Source organism: Idiomarina sp. 017G, from assembly GCF_004362265.1.
Lineage (GTDB): Bacteria > Pseudomonadota > Gammaproteobacteria > Enterobacterales > Alteromonadaceae > Idiomarina > Idiomarina loihiensis.
Genome location: NZ_SNWT01000008.1, coordinates 91,441 through 109,257, shown reverse-complemented (window position 1 = coordinate 109,257; position 17,817 = coordinate 91,441). Strand labels below are relative to the sequence as shown.

Sequence of the window (17,817 nt, the reverse complement as noted above, 5' to 3'; positions counted from 1 at the left end):
ATTTTACCTGATTTTTATTCGCATGACTCGCCTTACAGGAAAAGTTATGCCACTTTATGAAAACATAAAAACAACAAAGGCTTTAGCATGAGACAACTCGTTGCATTTCTATTTATTCTGACCTTATCGGCTTGTCAGACATCACCGACGGAGCAGGGTAAGTTTTCCTGGCAGGACGCCTCTGTTATCGAATTGCAAAACACCATGACCAATGGTGATTTAAATGCCGAACAACTCACACAGTATTATTTGCAGCGCATCAATACTCATAACCGTCAGGGTGCGAATTTACGAGCGGTAAACAGCGTAAATGAGAATGCTCTGAAAGATGCCAGACGGCTTGATGCCGAGCGCGAACAAGGCAAGGTTCGCGGTCCATTGCACGGCATTCCTGTTCTGTTAAAAGACAACATCGATACCGCCGACGGTATGGCAAATACCGGGGGTTCATTATTGTTCGCAGAAAACTACCCGGAAGATGATGCTTTTCTTGTAGAACAATTGCGTGATGCCGGAGCTATTATTTTAGGCAAAGCCAACTTAAGTGAGTGGGCGAATTTTCGCTCTACCCGCTCCAGTTCGGGCTGGAGTGCTATTGGAGGTCAGGCCGTGAATCCGTATGACACGACTCGCTCTACTTGTGGCTCCAGTGCAGGTTCCGCTACCGCTGTTGCCGCCGATTTAGTCGCACTTGCGGTAGGTACCGAAACCGACGGCTCGTTAACCTGTCCGGCCGCTGTTAATGGCATTGTTACCATCAAGCCAACGCTGGGCCTTATCAGTCGCGACGGCATTATCCCTATTGCGCATAGTCAGGATACTGCAGGCCCAATGGCTCGTAGCGTAGCCGGAGCCACCTTAATGCTGGATGCGATGCAAGCGTACGATCCGAATGACCCCGCGGGCTATCGTACTGAAACGAATTTTGCCTCGCATTTAAAAGCAGACGGACTCAAAGACAAGCGTATTGGTGTGGTTCGTAACTTAATGGGTTACAACAACTTGCTTGACGAACAGTTCGAGCAACAGCTCTTGATTATGGAAGCTCAGGGAGCTGAAATTATTGACGTTGAGATGACAACCTACGGAGAATACGGAGGCGATGAATTTACCGTGCTGCTGTATGAGTTTAAACAGGATATGGCGGCTTACCTGAGCAGCACGAATCTGCCCTATAACAATTTAAGCGATATGATAGCGGCAAATAATGAATTGCCTGAGCAGGAGTTGTCACTATTTGGTCAGGAGCTCTTTGAAATGGCAGAGGCTCAGGATGACGAAGCCGCTTATCAGAAAGCGTTGGCCAAAAGCAAAAAGCTGGCAGGTAAAGAAGGCATCGATGCCATGCTTGAGCAGAACAATATCGACTTACTAATAGCTCCGACAACAAGCCCTGCCTGGAAAATCGATCACGTACTTGGCGACAACTATTCAGGCTCAGCCAGTTCACCGGCGGCCGTTGCCGGATACCCGCACATATCAGTGCCTATGGGTTATATCCAAATTGGAGACGAACCCGCCCTGCCGGTCGGTATCAGTTTCTTCGGCGCTGCACGCTCTGAGGCCACGCTCATAGAAGCGGCTTTCGCCTACGAACAGGCAACAAAGCACCGTAAACCGCCTAATCTGGTTGTAACTGACTAAGGTTGAGTTTACGAGTATCGAGCGGCCGGCCGTCAACATCCCGGAGTGTTAGTTCCAGTTCCGGCTGCTCTTTCCAAATAACTTCAATTTGACCGTAACGACTTTCAGCATAAGCCTCACCGTCGCGATAACTAGATGAGTAAGGCGTTTCACCATCAAAGTTAATGGACCCAGGCGTCACCTGCCAGAGTGGATAAGGCAGGAATTCATCTGACTTAGCGAACTCACCGAACAAGCGGTCACCGCTCGCCAGCAATAAACCTGAAGGTTTCAGTTCCGTTAACAACTCTTTTAAACGGTTTTGTTCGCGCAAGTAAAGTGCCCAGCTATCATAGCCATTGGCAGGAGCTATTACCGGTGTCGCGCTCATAATAATGCGGACTTCGGCAGGCTGTTGTAACTGCTCCGCAAGCCACTGCCATTGCTCATCACCCAGCAAATCGCCCGTATTATTCGACTCATAAGGACCTAAATCAGCATTAAAGCGGCGAGTCTGACGCTCTACCCAGCCCACCTGACTCAGTGGGTCACGGTTCCAGCGACCGTCCAGAACAATAACCTGCACACGTTGCGGTTCATTCCCAAAAATTACGCTCTTTGCAATACCATGACTTTGAAACAGCCGTTCCGAGGTTGCCGGCTCACGCCAGAAGGTAAGAAAGTGGTTGCGAACGGCATAGCGATTCGGGTTATTTTTTCCGCTCTTGCCATCCAGACTGTAATCGTTGCGGTTCCAGACCGACATAACCGCAGAGTTGCGTCGCAGAACCCGTGGCCCGCGGTAACGGTTAAATACCTCATAGGCATCCAGTAAGTCGTCCATGTCGCCGGCGTTCTCATCGATAGTATCACCCAGGAACACAAAGACTTCAGGCTGCGCATGATTAATCGCATCCCAGACTTCCTGTCGCTTGGTATGGTCAATGCAACAGCCAAAAGCCACTCGTGTTGTCTGCTGTGCGGGCGCACTAAACGCCACAGCCAACAGCAGAAGCAGCCAAACGCTCCGTATTAGCATTAGAAATCCTCTTTAGTCACCGCGCAGCGGCGTGCCTCTTCTGCCTCTATATCGCCACGAGCCAGTAATTTCTTGAGTGCCTGATCTAATGTTTGCATGCCCCGCTCTGCTCCAGTTTGAATAGAGGAGTACATTTGCGCCACTTTGTCTTCTCGAATCAAGTTTTTAATAGCTGGCGATGACAGCATAATTTCATGTGCGGCAACACGACCACCGCCAACTCGTTTTAGCAAGCTCTGCGAGATAACCGCACGTAAAGATTCTGACAGCATGGAGCGGATCATCGGTTTATCATCGCCCGGAAATACGTCAATAATGCGGTCGATAGTTTTAGGTGCAGAGGTTGTATGCAAGGTACCTAAAACTAAATGCCCGGTTTCGGCTGCCGTCATAGCTAAACGGATGGTTTCTAAATCGCGCATTTCACCCACCAGAATCACATCAGGATCTTCACGCAGTGCTGAGCGCAGGGCCGCACTGAAACTGCGAGTATCCCTATGAACTTCACGCTGGCTGACCAGGCTTTTTTGGTTGTCGTGAACGAATTCTATGGGGTCTTCAATGGTTAAAATATGCAACGAGCGGTTTTGATTCAAATAATTAACCATGGCCGCCAGTGTGGTTGATTTACCCGAGCCTGTCGGTCCGGTTACTAACACTAAACCCCGGTTGGCACTGACAATGTCCTTAAATATCTCCGGAGCATCCAGCTGCTCTAAAGTGGTGACTTCGGCAGGTATCATACGAAAAGCCGCTGCAATGCCTTTACGCTGGGTAAACACGTTGGCACGGAAACGCGCAACGCCTTCTATTTCAAAGGAAAAATCACACTCAAATTTTTCCTCGAACTCCTGCCACTGGCCTTTGGTCATCACCTCAAACAACATGTCTTTCAGCTCATCCGGCTGATGCTCGGGTTGATTTAGCGGACGAATGTCCCCATCCACTCTAATCATAGGGACACTGCCGGAGGACAAATGTAAGTCCGAGGCATTTTGTTTCACACTGAAGGCCAGTAATTCGTTAACATTCATATATCTTATCCCTGAATAAGTGAGATGACGGTGGCAATGACAACTAAGATAGCAGAAAAGATAACAAATAATCTCGCGGAAATACGTCAGCAATTGCAGATTTTATCTGAAGAATCGCCACACCAGCAGTCGGTCAAATTGCTGGCGGTGAGTAAAAAACATTCTTTAGAAGCGATAAAAGCCGCTATAGCCGCCGGGCAAATGCACTTCGGCGAAAACTATGTTCAGGAAGCCGTCGCTAAAATAACTCAGCTAAAAGAACAAACTACTGATCCGGTACAGTGGCATTTTATCGGCCCGGTTCAGTCGAACAAAACCAAAGATATAGCTCAGCACTTTGACTGGGTACAGAGCGTGGAGCGGGAGAAAATAGCCCGTCGTCTCAATGAGCAGCGCCCCGACGATTCCCAGCAGCTCAACCTATTATTGCAGGTTAATATTGATGATGACGACAACAAATCGGGTTTAGCCCCCGAGCAGGTTGAAGCTTTAGCGGAATACGTTACGAATTGCTCTAAACTAAAATTACGCGGTTTAATGACTATTCTTAAAGCTGGGACAACAGAAGACGAACGCGAAAAAAGCTTTCAGCAGATGTATAAGCTCTACCAACAGTTGCAACAAACTTACGGCGAGCAAATTGATACCTTATCCATGGGGATGTCGGGTGATATGCGACAAGCAGTGCTTGAGGGTGCTAACATGGTACGTATTGGAACAGCAATTTTTGGAGAACGGGAGTCCTAATGAACGACATTCGGAATATTGCCTTCATTGGCGCAGGAAATATGACACAAAGCATTGTCGGCGGTATGTGCAAAAGCGGTTACCCTGCTGACAAAGTCTGGGTCAGTAACCCCAGCGATGCCAAATTAGAAAAAATGAAATCGGAGCTGGGCGTCAATACCAGTAACGATAATCTGGAAGTGGTGAATAACGCTGACGCTATTGTACTGTCGGTTAAGCCTCAGTTAATGGCGGAAGTTTGCGCTCACTTACGTGAAAACGTTCACAATCTGACAGACAAATTAATAATTACCATTGCCGCCGGTATTCGTATTCCTAAATATCGCGAGTATTTAGGCGAAAACATCCGTATTATCCGGGTTATGCCAAATACGCCGTCACTGGTAGGTCAGGGCATGTCAGGTTTAGTTACTGACGATTCCGTTGACGAAGCCGATAAAAACTTTGTAACCGAAGCCTTTAATGGCGTAGGTGAAACACTCTGGGTTAGTGACGAAGATCAGCTCGATATTCTTGGCGCCGTAGCAGGCAGTGGGCCAGCTTACTTTTTCGAGTTTATGGACAGCCTGGCAAAAGCTGCAACCGAGCTTGGTTTTGATGCCGAGAAAGCGCGCGCTATGGTTCAGCAAACCTGCTTAGGTGCAGCTCAAATGGCCAAAGAAAGTGAGTTATCATTGGAAGACTTGCGCAAACAAGTCACCAGTAAAGGCGGCTCAACAGCAAAAGGTGTTGAAGCCTACCAAGACTCTGACTTACACGGCATTTCGGAAAAAGCGGTAAAAGCCGCGGTTAACCGTAATCAGGAAATGGCGAAACTCTTTTAGGAGTCACTATGAATAACGCCCTTACATTTTTAGTCGCAACCATAATTGACCTGTATTTGGTCATAGTACTTTTGCGACTCTGGATGCAGTTAACTCAAGCTGATTTTTATAACCCGGTCAGCCAGTTTGTTTATAAGGCAACCCAGCCTGTCGTGGGCCCGCTGCGCAGCTTTATGCCAATGCTGGGCAAGCTGGACACAGCCAGCTTAATTTTTGCGTTAGCATTAGGCATGCTAAAAGTAGCGGCGCTGGTCTGGCTTAACAACTTAGTTGTTGACCCGCTGGTGATTGTTATTCAGGGAATATTAACGGCTGTAAGCAGTTTGCTGTCAATGTTGTTCTGGGTACTGGTTATTCGGGCAATACTCAGCTGGTTCTCACAGGGGTACAACCCGGTAGAAGCCATGTTGCACCAAATTACAGAGCCGTTATTAGCGCCTGTACGTAAAATTCTTCCTCCAATTGGAGGCTTAGATTTATCGGTACTGGTTGTCATTATTGGACTACAGTTTTTACGCATATTAATTGGTGTTTAATGCTACTGGTGGAGGAAAAGTGATGAGTAAAACATTCTTTGTTAAAACAGTAATGGTCGTTTCTTTAATATTTTCAGGCTTTGTTATGGCTGAACAGAAAGAGACACTAGGCGACTGGGATGTTCACTACAGCGCTTTTAACTCCACCTCTTTATCTCCCGCTATTGCGACGCAATACAACTTAACCCGCAGCGCATCGAAAGGCGTGCTCAATATTGCGGTATTGGATAAAAAGACTCAAAAAGCGCAAACACCCGGGGTAACCGGGCAAGTGGTTAATCCGCTGGGACAAATACAGGAGCTCGACTTTCAACAGGTAACTGAAGGTGATGCCAGTTATTACCTGGCTCAGTTTGAGCACTCTAACGCCGAAACCCTGCGTTTTACCATTCAGGTTGGAGAACAACAGTTTAAATTTAACCAGGAGTTCTGGTTAAATGATTAGCTTTAAACCGGCTTAACGCCTATTGACTGAATATCACCTTTATCACTAATTTTCCTTACCGTCAGAATGACATCGCCCAAACGTATATTGTCACCAATAACAACGCGGCGATGGAATTTCTGAGAGAAGTAATCAGCGATTGTCGTACTCAGTAGAGCATCGTCCAGATTACCCAGAGGATAAAAGCTCCCGACATCAGCCAGCGTCAGGTCGCCACGTAAAGTAAAGTCGCCAAAGAAGTCTTTCTCGGATACTTTTAAGCCCTTACCACCTGATGCGAGAATTCTGCTCACTTCATCAATATCGTTTACCGTCGCGGCGACCAGCAGGCCATCACCCTCTTCCACCATAGGCTGAGTTTCTGGCTGTAACCATTCACCATCGCGAATTAACCCAACGAAGGTAGCCGGAGCCGTTAGTTTTAGCTCCTTCCAGGTATGGTCACAAGCTGGCGAGTTTTTGTCGATTTGATAAAGCCAGACTTCTAACGCTTCCTTACTGGGCACTGAGGACAGCGGCATACGCTGCTGAGGTTTAGCTTTTAACGGCACCTCAAGCCCTAACCAACGCGCTACCGGTGCAATACTCCACCCCTGGATAATGAGTGAGATCATGACCACCACAAAAGCAATATCAAAATACAGTTCTTGATCAGGTACGCCACTTAGCCAGGGGAATAGCGCCAGTATAATAGGAACAGCACCTCTTAAACCCACCCAGCTGATAAACACCTGTTCACGCCAGGGAAAACTGAACGGCAGTAAGCTAACAACGACAGCTAATGGGCGTGCAATAAAAATTAAAGTAAAGGCAATACCAATGGCTACCGGCGCATTAGCCATTAAATGAGAAGGAACAACCAATAACCCCAGAATAAGGAACATAGCTATCTGACTAAGCCAGGCCAGCCCATCCTGCACTTGCAGTATATGCACGAGTTGGGGTAGCCGCGCATTGCCAATAACAAAGCCCATTAAATAGACCGCCAGAAACCCACTGGCATGAAGTTTTGCTGTTAGCGCATAAATGGAAATAGCGCAGGCTACTGCTAGCAATGGAAAAAAGCTGAAACTAAGAGGCAACTTACGCGCCGCAATAATGAATAACCGACCACCTAGCCAACCTATGGTCAGGCCGCCAATTAGCTGCCAGATGACATCAAGACCTACCCAGTACCAGTCAGGGAAGCTGCCGCTGGCTACGGCGCCAGTCATGGTTAAAGTCAGAATAACGGCCATGGGGTCGTTACTGCCCGACTCTATTTCAAGGGTTGATGCGACCCGCTCTTTAATCTGCAACCCGCGGGACTGAAAGATACCAAACACCGCGGCGGCATCTGTTGAACTGAGTATAGCTCCCATTAGTAAAGCCGCAGGCCAGGGTAAACCAAACCAATATACCGCAGCGGAAGCCACCAGAGTACAGGTTAACGCAACACCTATAGTTGCCAGGCTAATAGCGGGCCAGAGGGCTACCCGAAAACGCTCAGGGTGCGTTCGCATCCCACCATCAAACAGGATAATAACCAAAGCTGCAGAGCCAATAAAAAACGCGATATCCGGATTGTTAAATTCGACACCTAATACACCTTGCTCACCCGCTAACATGCCAATTAACAAAAAGGTCAGCAGTACAGGTGCACCCAGCCGGTTGGATGCTACAGCGGCTAAAATGCTGACAACCAGCAGCAAGCCACACAATAAAATCAAGGTGTTAGCCGAATCCAAATAGAATCTCCTTATCTTTGTCTCTGCTTGTTCATCATAGCAGGTTTCACTTGGAGGCTAATGTTAGATTTCAAATCACGTTAAAACCCTTTATCCTGTGCCTCTTGATAATTAGGGTACAGGTTCGCTTATGATGTCACAAAACACCTTAGTGCTGGCTACCGGCAACGCAGGAAAAGTTGCCGAATTGCGTCACATGTTAAGTCAGACACATGCCACCGCCGACTGGCTAGTTCGCCCGCAGTCAGAATGGGACTTCGCTGAGGCTGATGAAACCGGCACCACTTTTGTCGAAAATGCCATTATAAAAGCTCGCCACGCGTGCCAGCAAACGGGGTTACCTGCTATTGCTGATGATTCAGGTCTGGCCGTTACCGCTTTAAATGGCGCTCCGGGCGTTTACTCGGCCCGCTACGCTGGCGGCAATGCCACCGACTCTGACAATATCAATAAACTACTGAAAGCCTTAGAGGGCGTTGAAGAAAGCCAGCGTCAGGCCAGTTTTCATTGCGTACTGGTTTATATGCAAAGTGCGGAAGATCCGACACCAATCATCTGTCAGGGCCGCTGGGACGGACACATATTAACTCACCCGGTTGGAGAAGAAGGTTTCGGCTACGACCCTGTGTTCTGGGTTAAGGAAAAAAACTGTTCCGCAGCGCAGTTAAGCAAAACAGAAAAACAAGCACTCAGCCACCGCGGACAAGCTTTGAAGCAACTGCTGGAGCAGCTGGCTAAATGACTTCTCCTCTGACGCTTCCGCCGTTATCGCTGTATATACACATTCCTTGGTGTATTCAAAAATGCCCTTATTGTGATTTTAACTCACATAAACTGACCGGAGATGTACCTGAAGCAAGCTACGTCGGCCGTCTTTTAGAAGACTTACGAGCCGACATTGACTGGGTTCAGGGTCGGGAAATTCAGTCAATATTTATCGGTGGGGGGACGCCGAGTGTCTTGTCTGCAAAAGCGATACAGCAGTTAATGGACGGCGTTCGTTCAATAGTCGCACTAAGTCCCGATTGCGAAGTGACTATGGAAGCCAACCCGGGAACCTTTGAGACCGAAAAGTTCTCAGCCTTCGTTGCCGCAGGCATAAACCGGTTATCTATTGGTGTCCAGAGCTTACAGGAGCATCAGTTACAACGCCTGGGGCGTATTCACAATCCGCAACAGGCAATAAATGCGGCCGCACACGCAAGTGAACTACCGCTATCCAGTTTTAATCTCGACCTTATGCACGGCTTACCGGATCAAACCGTAGAAATGGCTTTAGACGACCTACGTCAGATCATTGCCCTGAATCCACCGCATATCTCCTGGTATCAGTTGACTATTGAGCCTAACACGCTGTTTGCGAGCCAACCTCCGGAACTACCGGACGACGATACACTGTGGGAAATTTACCAGCAGGGCCATAAACTTCTGGAGGCTGCGGGTTATTCTCAGTACGAAGTGAGCGCTTACGCTAAACCCGGCCATCAAAGCAGGCACAACCGTAACTACTGGCAATATGGCGACTATTTAGGTATTGGTTGCGGAGCCCACAGCAAAGTCACTCTGCCTCAACAAAATAAAATTCTGCGTTGCGAAAAAGTGAAGCACCCCAAAGGCTATTTAGATTTAACCAAGCCTCTGCGCTATCAATTAAAAGAAGTTGCAGTAGAAGACCGCTTGTTTGAGTTTTTCATGAACCAATTCCGCTTACTGGAGCCGGTTAGTAAAAGTAACTTTGAACAAACCACAGCTCTTTCTGCAGAGGTAGCTTCAAAGCAGTTAACGGAAGCGAAAACTCTGGAGCTTGTAACGGAAGACGAGCTTAACTGGCAACTAACTCAACGCGGTCACAGATTTCTAAACTCGGTTCTGGATACGCTTCTGGATTAACCCAGAAGCGTGGCAGATTTATTGGTTTTAAACTGAAGATCCCAAACGCCATGGCCTTTTCCTTCGCCCCGGCGTTCAAACTTGGTTTTTGGGCGGTTCTCAGGACGTGGTACGTAGTCACCTGAAGACGACAAATTGGTTAACCGGGGTTCGTCATTCAGAACTTCCAGCATATGCTCTGCGTAGTTTTCCCAGTCTGTTGCAAGATGAATGACTCCGCCAGTCTCAATTTTCTGAATTAATAATTTCACAAACTCAGGCTGCACAATGCGGCGTTTATGGTGACGCTTCTTATGCCAGGGGTCGGGAAAGAAAATTTGAACACAGTTCAGGCTATTATCCGGAATGCATTGTTTTAATACTTCGACCGCGTCTTCATGAAACACCCGAAAGTTTTCCACCCCTGCTTCCTCTGCCGCCATAAGGCAAGCACCTACACCGGGTTCATGCACTTCTATACCAATAAAGTCACGTTCGGGAGCATTAGCTGCCATCTCAACTAGTGAATGCCCCATACCAAAACCAATTTCCAGCGTTACCGGGGCTTCACGGCCGAAGACCATAGCAAGATCCAGTCGTCCATTTTCCAGCGTTAGTCCAACGGTTGGCCATAGACGTTCAATAGCCGCCGCCTGGCCTTTGGTCAGCCTTCCTTCTCTTTTCACAAAGCTGCGCACTGTTCTCACGTATTTGCCTGCAGCGGCGGCTTCTTCGGCACTTTTAAAATGGCTCATGACTTTCCTGAAAATTAATGACTTAGCGAATACCAAAAAAACAGGCCTGAAAAATCAGGCCTGTTTAGAGTAGAGCTATTATCGCTATTTCAAGCAATCAATACAATCGGTATTAACGAGTTTTAGGTACCCGGTTTACGACTTTCAATGTTGCTTCTATGCGACGGTTTTCCTGTCTGTCAGCAGCGCTGTTCTCACGAACTTTTGGTTGAGATTCACCGTGACCTTTAAAGTCAACGCGGCTCTTCTCAATACCATGTTGCTTAACAAGTGCGTTGGCAACAGCTTCTGCGCGACGCTCAGACAACCACTGGTTATATTTCGCTTCGCCCGTGCTGTCCGTATGTCCGTGAATAGTGATATCCAACTGTGGATGCTCTTTCATGAACTCCGCCATATCCTTAATGTCTGACCGTTCACCACTGCGGATGTTCGAAGAGTTTAAGTCAAACTCTACCAGCAACTCTTCAGTAATGGTCTCGTTTTCATAAAGAATACAACCAGTCTCATCTACTGAGTAATTTTTAGGTGTATTGGCACATTTGTCTTTTGAATCAACAACGCCATCACCATCAGAATCTACAGGTTTAGACTCCGGCTCAGGTGCCGCTTGTTGAGGCTCCGGACGTGGCTCTGGACGTGTTCTTGGTTCAGGGCTGGTATCGCGACCACCAAAGAACCATTGCAAACCAACGTTTGCGAACATTTCTGTGTAGTCTTCTTCCCAACCACGCTGAGCTCCACCTTCCACACGCCAGGCCAGATTATCGGTTATAAAGCTACGATGACCAAGCGTGACTCGCGCAGCAACATCCGTCACATCACCAATTTCAGTGTTGTTTACACCTAAACCAGCATAAAAGTTGTTGTTGAAGTGGTATAGCGCATCAACACCGTAGCTGTCGCCGTAGGCGTCGCCTGCGCCAACCAGATCGGCTTCCATGTAGTCATAATAAATGCGGGCTTCCCATGCCTCAGTAAACATCATGCCGGCTTCAACGCCTGAAGTAATGGTTTTGAAACCGTCATCAACAGAGAATACTTGACCATTTTTTACCGCAACACGATCATCGTCGGCAGAAAATGCGCCTAAACGCGCGCCCAGATAAAAGTCGTTTTGCTCAACCTCAGTTTGTTGTGCAAAAACTGGAGCGGTTAATCCAGCGGTTAGCAAAGATATAGTGATTAGATTTAAGGTTTTCATTGCAAAGCTCCTTTTAATTGCAATAACAATCATGCTCGGAATATGAGACACTGTGTATGACATAAAGACTAGTACATTTTTTGAATAAGTCATTTTTATTTGCAGAGATTTACAGTTGACTCAGACATTTAGCTCACAGGTTCTCAATTGGTTTCAGCAATACGGGCGCAAGCATCTGCCATGGCAGAAAAACGTCACGCCCTATCGCGTCTGGGTGTCAGAAATTATGCTGCAACAAACCCAGGTCACTACCGTTATTCCGTACTTCGAACGTTTTATGGCAACCTTTCCTACGGTTCAGGAACTGGCCTCAGCCCCACAAGACAAAGTATTGAATTTATGGACTGGATTAGGCTATTACGCAAGAGCCCGGAACCTTCATAAAACCGCAAAACTTGTTTGCACTGAATATAACGGTGAATTTCCAAAAAAAGTTCATGAACTCGAACAATTACCTGGGGTTGGCCGCTCAACAGCGGGTGCAATTCGCTCTCTTGGACATGGTGAGTACGCGCCTATTTTAGATGGCAACGTTAAGCGTGTATTAGCACGCCATTTTGCTGTTTCTGGCTGGCCTGGTAAGGCAGATGTTTTGAAGCAGCTGTGGCAACTGAGCGAACAGTTGACCCCGAAGCAAGACTCCGGCGCATACAATCAGGCAATGATGGATATCGGTGCAATGATTTGCACTCGCAGTAAACCGCTTTGCGAGCAATGCCCTGTCAATAGCACCTGTATTGCCAGAGCAACGGACACAATAGCACAGTATCCGGGAAAGAAGCCGAAAAAGATTAAACCAGTAAAAACAACCCACATGCTGCTTTTTCGGCATAATCATCAGTTCTTGCTGGAGAAGCGCCCCCAGTCTGGTATATGGGGCGGGCTTTGGTGCTTTCCACAATGTGATGAGGAAACGGACATTCCTTCCTTAGCCCAACAATACGGTGTCACTGAACTGGCAAGACAGCAACTGACACCTTTTCGTCATACTTTTAGTCACTTCCACCTGGATTGCAAGCCTCTGCTGATTGATGTCGCTCCCTCTGAGATTTTACTCAACGAAGCTCAACATTTATGGGTAAAGGCTGATACCAATCAGGACTTGGGCTTTGCTGCACCAACCGTTAAACTGATGGAGCAGTTAACTACTAAATAGGTGAACACCGCATGAGCCGCACTGTATTTTGTGAGCATTTTCAAAAAGAAGCCGAAGGTCTCGATTTTCAGCTCTACCCCGGCGAGCTGGGCGAGCGTATTTTTAACCACATATCAAAAGAAGCCTGGGCCGAGTGGCAGAAGAAGCAAACTATGCTGATAAACGAAAAACGGTTAAACATGATGGATCCGACCGATCGTGAGTTTCTTGAAAAGCAAATGACAGCCTTTTTATTCGAAGGAAAAGCCCCTGAAATTGAAGGCTACACCCCACCAGAGAGTTAATGCATTACATTAACAAATTTCCGGACTCGACTCTTTTTTCTTGTAAATCGAAATTATTGTCTAATATATTGACAATAGGTATGGCTTATGAGCCTCGCTGGAGCTTAGACAGCCAATCTGTTAGACTACTAACGAATTCAACAAAAGGGAGTCTCTATGAAAGCGCCATCCTGGCGAAGAGCCGTACTGAAAGTGGGGAGTGCGCTCATCGCGCCAGATGAAACTGGGGTTAGCACCAAATACCTATTACCCATAGCTCGTTTTATTAACGAGTGCCGAGAACGCGGGCAAGAAGTTGTCTTAGTCTCGTCAGGCAGCGTTGCTGCCGGCCGCAAACATTTTAACTTTGAACACAAGAAAGTACCGGTTGCTGTGCGTAAAGCAATGTCAGCAGTCGGTCAAAATGAAATGATGGGTTACTGGTCACGCTTTTTCGATTCCCCCTGCGCCCAGTTACTAATGACCCACAGTGACCTACGCGACCGAGCTCGCTACGTCAGCATTAAAAACACCCTGAATAGATTGTTAGAGCACGACATTTTACCCGTGGTAAATGAAAACGATGCTCTGGCTACCGATGAAATGAAAGTCGGCGATAATGACAACTTGTCGGCCATGATCGCGACTTTGGTTGATGCCGACGCCCTGTTTATTTGTTCAGACATCGACGGTCTGTATGACTCAGATCCCAACCTGAACCCGGACGCGAAAAAAATACCGGTGGTTGAACAAATTGACGAAAGTATTTATTCGCTTGCCGGTGGTTCCGTAAGTTCCGTCGGTACCGGAGGAATGCGTACTAAAGTTGAGGCGGCAGAAAAAGCCACTTCACACGGTATCGATACTTACATAGTTAACGGTCGTAAAGGTGAAACTTTTGAATCGTTACTACAGGGGGATATCCCCGGCACATTATTCCGTCGCCAATCTGATCCAATTAGCAATAAAAAGCATTGGTTAAGACATACTCTGGTCGCCCAGGGTGAAATATTGGTTGATGAAGGTGCTGAGAAAGCATTAATTGAGAACGGTGCCTCACTACTGAGTTCAGGCATTGTTGATGTACAAGGTGACTTTGATCGCGGTGACGCCGTGCTGGTTCGCAGCGCTAACGATACTGACGCTATCGCAAAAGGTATTTGTCAGTACAGCGCACATGAACTGATGCACATTAAAGGGCAGCAAACGGAAGATATAGCGGAAAAATTTGGCTATAGCCCAATTACGGAAGTTATTCACCGCGACGATCTAATGATTTTGGAGGATTCATGAGCCAGCAACTAGCAAAAGAAATTTCGCAACGCGCCGCAAAAGCGGCACGCGCTGTAGCAACCTTATCGGAAACGGACAAAAACGCCGTACTTCAAAAAATGGCTGACGCTATTCGCGCACGTCAGGATAAGATTATTGAAGTAAATAAAAAAGATTTGGCCACAGGCAAAGAAAAAGGCCTAAGCGACGCTATGATGGATCGCCTGGAATTAACGCCAGAGCGTGTCGAAGGCATGGCTTCTGCCATTGAAGAGATCATTGCATTGAAAGATCCTGTAGGCGACAGCTACGTTCTCGATGAGCGCCCTAACGGCATGAAAATTGAGAAAATGCGTATTCCTCTCGGCGTTATCTGCATGATTTATGAAGCACGTCCGAATGTCACAGCTGACGCTGGAGCGCTATGCTTTAAGTCTGGTAACGCAGTAATTTTACGTTGTGGCCGGGAAGCCATTGAGAGCAGTAAAGCCATTGCTGAAGCCTTGCACGAAGCTTTAGAAGCCAGCAATCTACCTAAAGACGTTATCACCGTGGTGCCAACACCTGACCGCGAACTGATGACTGAACTTCTGCAACAGAAAGACTATATCGATCTGGTTATTCCTCGCGGCGGTGAAGGTCTGATTCACTTCGTTAGCGATACCAGCAAAATCCCAGTCATTCAACATTACAAAGGTGTTTGCCACCTGTATGTGGATAAAGACGCAGACCTTGATAAAGCTCTGGCAATTTTACTTAACGGTAAAACTCAGCGTACCGGCGTTTGTAATGCGCTCGAAGGTCTACTGGTTCATCAGGACGTTGCTGATAAGTTCTTGCCTATGGCTGCTAAAGCTCTGGCTGAGAAAGACGTAACCATCCATGCAGATAAGCGTTCAGTAAGCTACTTTGATGGCGCTGATGAGATTGCAGACGACGCTTTTGGTGAAGAATATCTAGCCCTTGAGATTGCGGTTCGTACAGTTGATAACTACGAAGGTGCTATTGAGCATATTCAGGAGTTTGGTAGCGGTCATACCGAAGTTATTATCACTGAAAACGATGAAACTGCTAAACGTTTCATTCGTGAAGTAGACTCAGCCGTTACTATGGCAAATGTCTCTTCTCGCTTCTCTGACGGTGGCCAGTTAGGTTTAGGTGCTGAAATTGGTATATCTACCAGTAAGCTGCACGCTTATGGACCAATGGGTCTTGAAGCACTAACAACTGAGAAATTCGTGGTAACCGGTAACGGTCAGGTCCGCGACTAGTATTTCACGCATTAAAAAGCCCCGGTCGCTTCACTTAGTGGCCGGGGCTTTTTTATCTCTTAAAGCTTAACGACGGTAGCCAGTTAATAATTCAGGCCAGTCACGTGACTCCTTCCAGTAGAACGTCTCATTCTTCTCTTTTTCTTTGCGTAAAGAGCGCAATAGCCGTTGGATATTGGCTTCTTTCCAGTCACCATTTTCACGGAAATCACATTTATCAAAATCGACTATCCAGGCTTTGTCTTTGTCATCCAGCATAAGGTTGTGACAATTTAAATCTGAATGGTAGACACCGGTATCGTGCAGCTCTTTAATAACACTTCCCAGCTTTTGCCATAGCTCCGCGGACAGTTTCTTTTCACGCAGTAATCGGAAAACATCGACAGCCCCCGGAATAACTTCTACCAGAATGTCTGCTTTGTAACTGAAAACCGCTGTCTTTTCCATACGAGCTGCTACTGGACGAGGAACTGGTAAACCAATTTCCCGCAACTTCAATAGCAAATCGAACTCATGTATAGCGCGACTTTTTTCCGCAGGTTCACGTAAAAAACGGTCTTTATTAATTTTACCGACTAAACCACCGCGATAATAATGGCGCAGTAAAAGTCCCAAATCGCCCTGCTGAATAAACCAAACTGTTGCGCGTCCCGTTGAGTTTCCTGCAATCGACTTTTGTTGCTGCCAATACTGGGCTGTAAAATGCTTGTCTTCTATCGTTTCAAAAATATCGCTATCGTAGCGAATAAGCCCTTGGGGACTCTGCTCTGTTTTTATCATACCGCTTCCTGTCAGAGTATATTCCAGTGCCCGCTTTAATACTCTTAACGTAGCACCCTGGTGCGTTTGTAAAACGCTTTTAGCAGCTTCATGTTGCGCTTTCATGACAGCTGTCTGCTGCATCAACTCCACAGCTTGTTTAATTTCTCCGGCATTATTAACCCACTGCACGGCGCCAGCTTTTGCCAACTCACCGTAAACCTGTGGGAAATTGAACACGTGCCGCCCTGACATAACATTGGAGCCAGCAGCTATAACTTCAAGGGGGTTATGTCCGCCTCGCTCAATAATACTTCCGCCAACAAAGCTCACCGAGGCTAATTGCCCCCAAAGCATCATTTCGCCCATACTGTCAGCAAGAAAGACATCACAATCTTCAGGTATCACATTACTCTCGGTTCTGCGGGCAAGCTTAAGCCCGGACTCCTGTATCATTTCTGCTACCACCTCAAATTGCTCGGGGTGTCGCGGCGCAATGATAAGACAGGAATCAGGTAAGTCTTGTTGAATCAGTTTGTGTGCTTCTAACAGCACCTCATGCTCGCCAGGATGGCTGCTACTGGCTAACCACACCTGTCGCGACGCAAGACTTTGCTGCCACGCCAAAGCCTTTTCAATGTCAGTAGCACAAAGCTCAATGTCGTACTTAAGGTTTCCGTCGACAAAAAGCACGCCTCTGGGAACACCCAGTACCTCCATTCGTCGCGCGGTTTCTTTATTCTGAACAGAAACCAGTGTCAGTTGTTTCCAGACCTTCTTCATCAACCAATGAAAACGCCGATAACCTGCCGCTGAACGAGCCGAAAGTCGCGCGTTTAACAATGCGACGGGAATATTAGCTCTGGCCAATTGGTTCAACATTTGCGGCCAGAGCTCGGTTTCCATTACCCACACGGCTTTAGGTTTAAACTTACGCACAAAACGCTTCGCGGCACCCGGAGTATCTATTGGCCAATAACGACAACTAACAGCGTCGCCAAAATGCTGCTGAATAAGTTCCCGGGCAGTTGGTGTCATACAGGTAATAAGTATTTTTTGACCTGGTTCCTGACGCAAAAGCTGCTCGATTAAGCGTTTCGCCGCTAAGGTTTCGCCAACGGAAACACTATGAATAACTACACAGCCGTGCTGTTTTTTATCAACAGAGTCCAGCACAAGCCGTTCCGACCAGTTCTGACGGTAGCGGCTGTCTTTTTTGCCGCGTAGCCACAACCAGACAAAAACGGCTGGAGTGACCAGCCGTATTAATACTCCGTAGATCCACAATTGCAT

At 47.3% G+C, this 17,817-nt stretch carries 17 protein-coding genes; 11 read left to right on the top strand and 6 right to left on the bottom strand.

What is annotated here, in order from left to right; translation table 11 throughout:
* Positions 1–87: 87 nt before the first annotated feature.
* Positions 88–1,644 carry an amidase gene (locus tag DEU30_RS10960; RefSeq protein ID WP_114982169.1) on the top strand — a complete coding sequence of 519 codons (1,557 nt, stop codon included), beginning with the start codon at positions 88–90 and terminating at the stop codon, positions 1,642–1,644.
* Here the strand turns inward: DEU30_RS10960 and DEU30_RS10955 are convergent.
* Together DEU30_RS10955 and DEU30_RS10950 are read right to left on the bottom strand one after the other, a co-directional pair.
* Positions 1,622–2,662, bottom strand: coding sequence for a phosphodiesterase (locus DEU30_RS10955; RefSeq protein WP_114982170.1), 1,041 nt, complete (start codon positions 2,660–2,662; stop codon positions 1,622–1,624). The genes DEU30_RS10960 and DEU30_RS10955 overlap by 23 nt on opposite strands.
* The gene (locus tag DEU30_RS10950) at positions 2,662–3,696 is read right to left on the bottom strand and encodes a type IV pilus twitching motility protein PilT (RefSeq protein WP_114982171.1); all 1,035 of its coding nucleotides are present in this window, start codon (positions 3,694–3,696) and stop codon (positions 2,662–2,664) included. The genes DEU30_RS10955 and DEU30_RS10950 overlap by 1 nt, the downstream gene beginning before the upstream one ends.
* Before the next feature lie 36 nt (positions 3,697–3,732).
* Here DEU30_RS10950 and DEU30_RS10945 point away from each other — a divergent pair, with 36 nt between their 5' ends.
* The 4 genes from DEU30_RS10945 to DEU30_RS10930 are packed head-to-tail and all read left to right on the top strand — an operon-like array spanning position 3,733 to position 6,248.
* Entirely contained in the window at positions 3,733–4,443 is a 711-nt protein-coding gene (locus tag DEU30_RS10945; RefSeq protein WP_114982172.1) for a YggS family pyridoxal phosphate-dependent enzyme, read from the top strand.
* A complete protein-coding gene (gene proC, locus DEU30_RS10940; protein ID WP_011235203.1) occupies positions 4,443–5,267 on the top strand; it encodes a pyrroline-5-carboxylate reductase in 825 nt (274 codons plus the stop codon). The genes DEU30_RS10945 and proC overlap by 1 nt, the downstream gene beginning before the upstream one ends.
* Before the next feature lie 8 nt (positions 5,268–5,275).
* Positions 5,276–5,803, top strand: a complete 528-nt coding sequence (locus tag DEU30_RS10935; RefSeq protein WP_011235204.1) for a YggT family protein — start codon at positions 5,276–5,278, stop codon at positions 5,801–5,803.
* A gap of 22 nt (positions 5,804–5,825) precedes the next feature.
* Positions 5,826–6,248, top strand: a complete 423-nt coding sequence (locus tag DEU30_RS10930; RefSeq protein ID WP_011235205.1) for a DUF4426 domain-containing protein — start codon at positions 5,826–5,828, stop codon at positions 6,246–6,248.
* 2 nt (positions 6,249–6,250) lie between these two features.
* On the opposite strand, the gene DEU30_RS10925 is transcribed toward DEU30_RS10930, so the two are convergent.
* Positions 6,251–7,975 carry a potassium/proton antiporter gene (locus DEU30_RS10925; protein WP_011235206.1) on the bottom strand — a complete coding sequence of 575 codons (1,725 nt, stop codon included), beginning with the start codon at positions 7,973–7,975 and terminating at the stop codon, positions 6,251–6,253.
* Between the two features lie 133 nt (positions 7,976–8,108).
* Between DEU30_RS10925 and rdgB the strand changes: the two genes are divergently transcribed.
* Entirely contained in the window at positions 8,109–8,717 is a 609-nt protein-coding gene (gene rdgB, locus DEU30_RS10920; RefSeq protein WP_011235207.1) for an RdgB/HAM1 family non-canonical purine NTP pyrophosphatase, read from the top strand.
* Complete coding sequence (hemW, locus tag DEU30_RS10915; RefSeq protein WP_011235208.1) at positions 8,714–9,865, top strand: radical SAM family heme chaperone HemW; 1,152 nt, start codon at positions 8,714–8,716, stop codon at positions 9,863–9,865. The genes rdgB and hemW overlap by 4 nt, the downstream gene beginning before the upstream one ends.
* Here the strand turns inward: hemW and trmB are convergent.
* Together trmB and DEU30_RS10905 are read right to left on the bottom strand one after the other, a co-directional pair.
* On the bottom strand, positions 9,862–10,599 hold the full coding sequence (trmB, locus tag DEU30_RS10910; RefSeq protein ID WP_011235209.1) for a tRNA (guanosine(46)-N7)-methyltransferase TrmB: 738 nt from the start codon (positions 10,597–10,599) through the stop codon (positions 9,862–9,864). The two genes, hemW and trmB, sit on opposite strands and share 4 nt — an antisense overlap.
* Positions 10,600–10,711: 112 nt before the next feature.
* Positions 10,712–11,803, bottom strand: a complete 1,092-nt coding sequence (locus DEU30_RS10905) for an OmpA family protein (protein WP_011235210.1) — start codon at positions 11,801–11,803, stop codon at positions 10,712–10,714.
* A gap of 115 nt (positions 11,804–11,918) precedes the next feature.
* Here DEU30_RS10905 and mutY point away from each other — a divergent pair, with 115 nt between their 5' ends.
* The 4 genes from mutY (at position 11,919) to DEU30_RS10885 (ending at position 15,765) form a co-directional block, all read left to right on the top strand.
* Complete coding sequence (mutY, locus tag DEU30_RS10900) at positions 11,919–12,959, top strand: A/G-specific adenine glycosylase (RefSeq protein WP_011235211.1); 1,041 nt, start codon at positions 11,919–11,921, stop codon at positions 12,957–12,959.
* Between the two features lie 11 nt (positions 12,960–12,970).
* Complete coding sequence (locus DEU30_RS10895) at positions 12,971–13,243, top strand: oxidative damage protection protein (protein WP_114982173.1); 273 nt, start codon at positions 12,971–12,973, stop codon at positions 13,241–13,243.
* Between the two features lie 156 nt (positions 13,244–13,399).
* Positions 13,400–14,515, top strand: coding sequence for a glutamate 5-kinase (gene proB / locus DEU30_RS10890; protein ID WP_011235213.1), 1,116 nt, complete (start codon positions 13,400–13,402; stop codon positions 14,513–14,515).
* Positions 14,512–15,765 carry a glutamate-5-semialdehyde dehydrogenase gene (locus DEU30_RS10885; protein ID WP_011235214.1) on the top strand — a complete coding sequence of 418 codons (1,254 nt, stop codon included), beginning with the start codon at positions 14,512–14,514 and terminating at the stop codon, positions 15,763–15,765. Before proB ends, DEU30_RS10885 begins: the two co-directional genes overlap by 4 nt.
* Before the next feature lie 66 nt (positions 15,766–15,831).
* Here DEU30_RS10885 and DEU30_RS10880 read toward each other — a convergent pair whose 3' ends face one another.
* Positions 15,832–17,817, bottom strand: a complete 1,986-nt coding sequence (locus DEU30_RS10880; RefSeq protein WP_114982174.1) for a 3-deoxy-D-manno-octulosonic acid kinase — start codon at positions 17,815–17,817, stop codon at positions 15,832–15,834.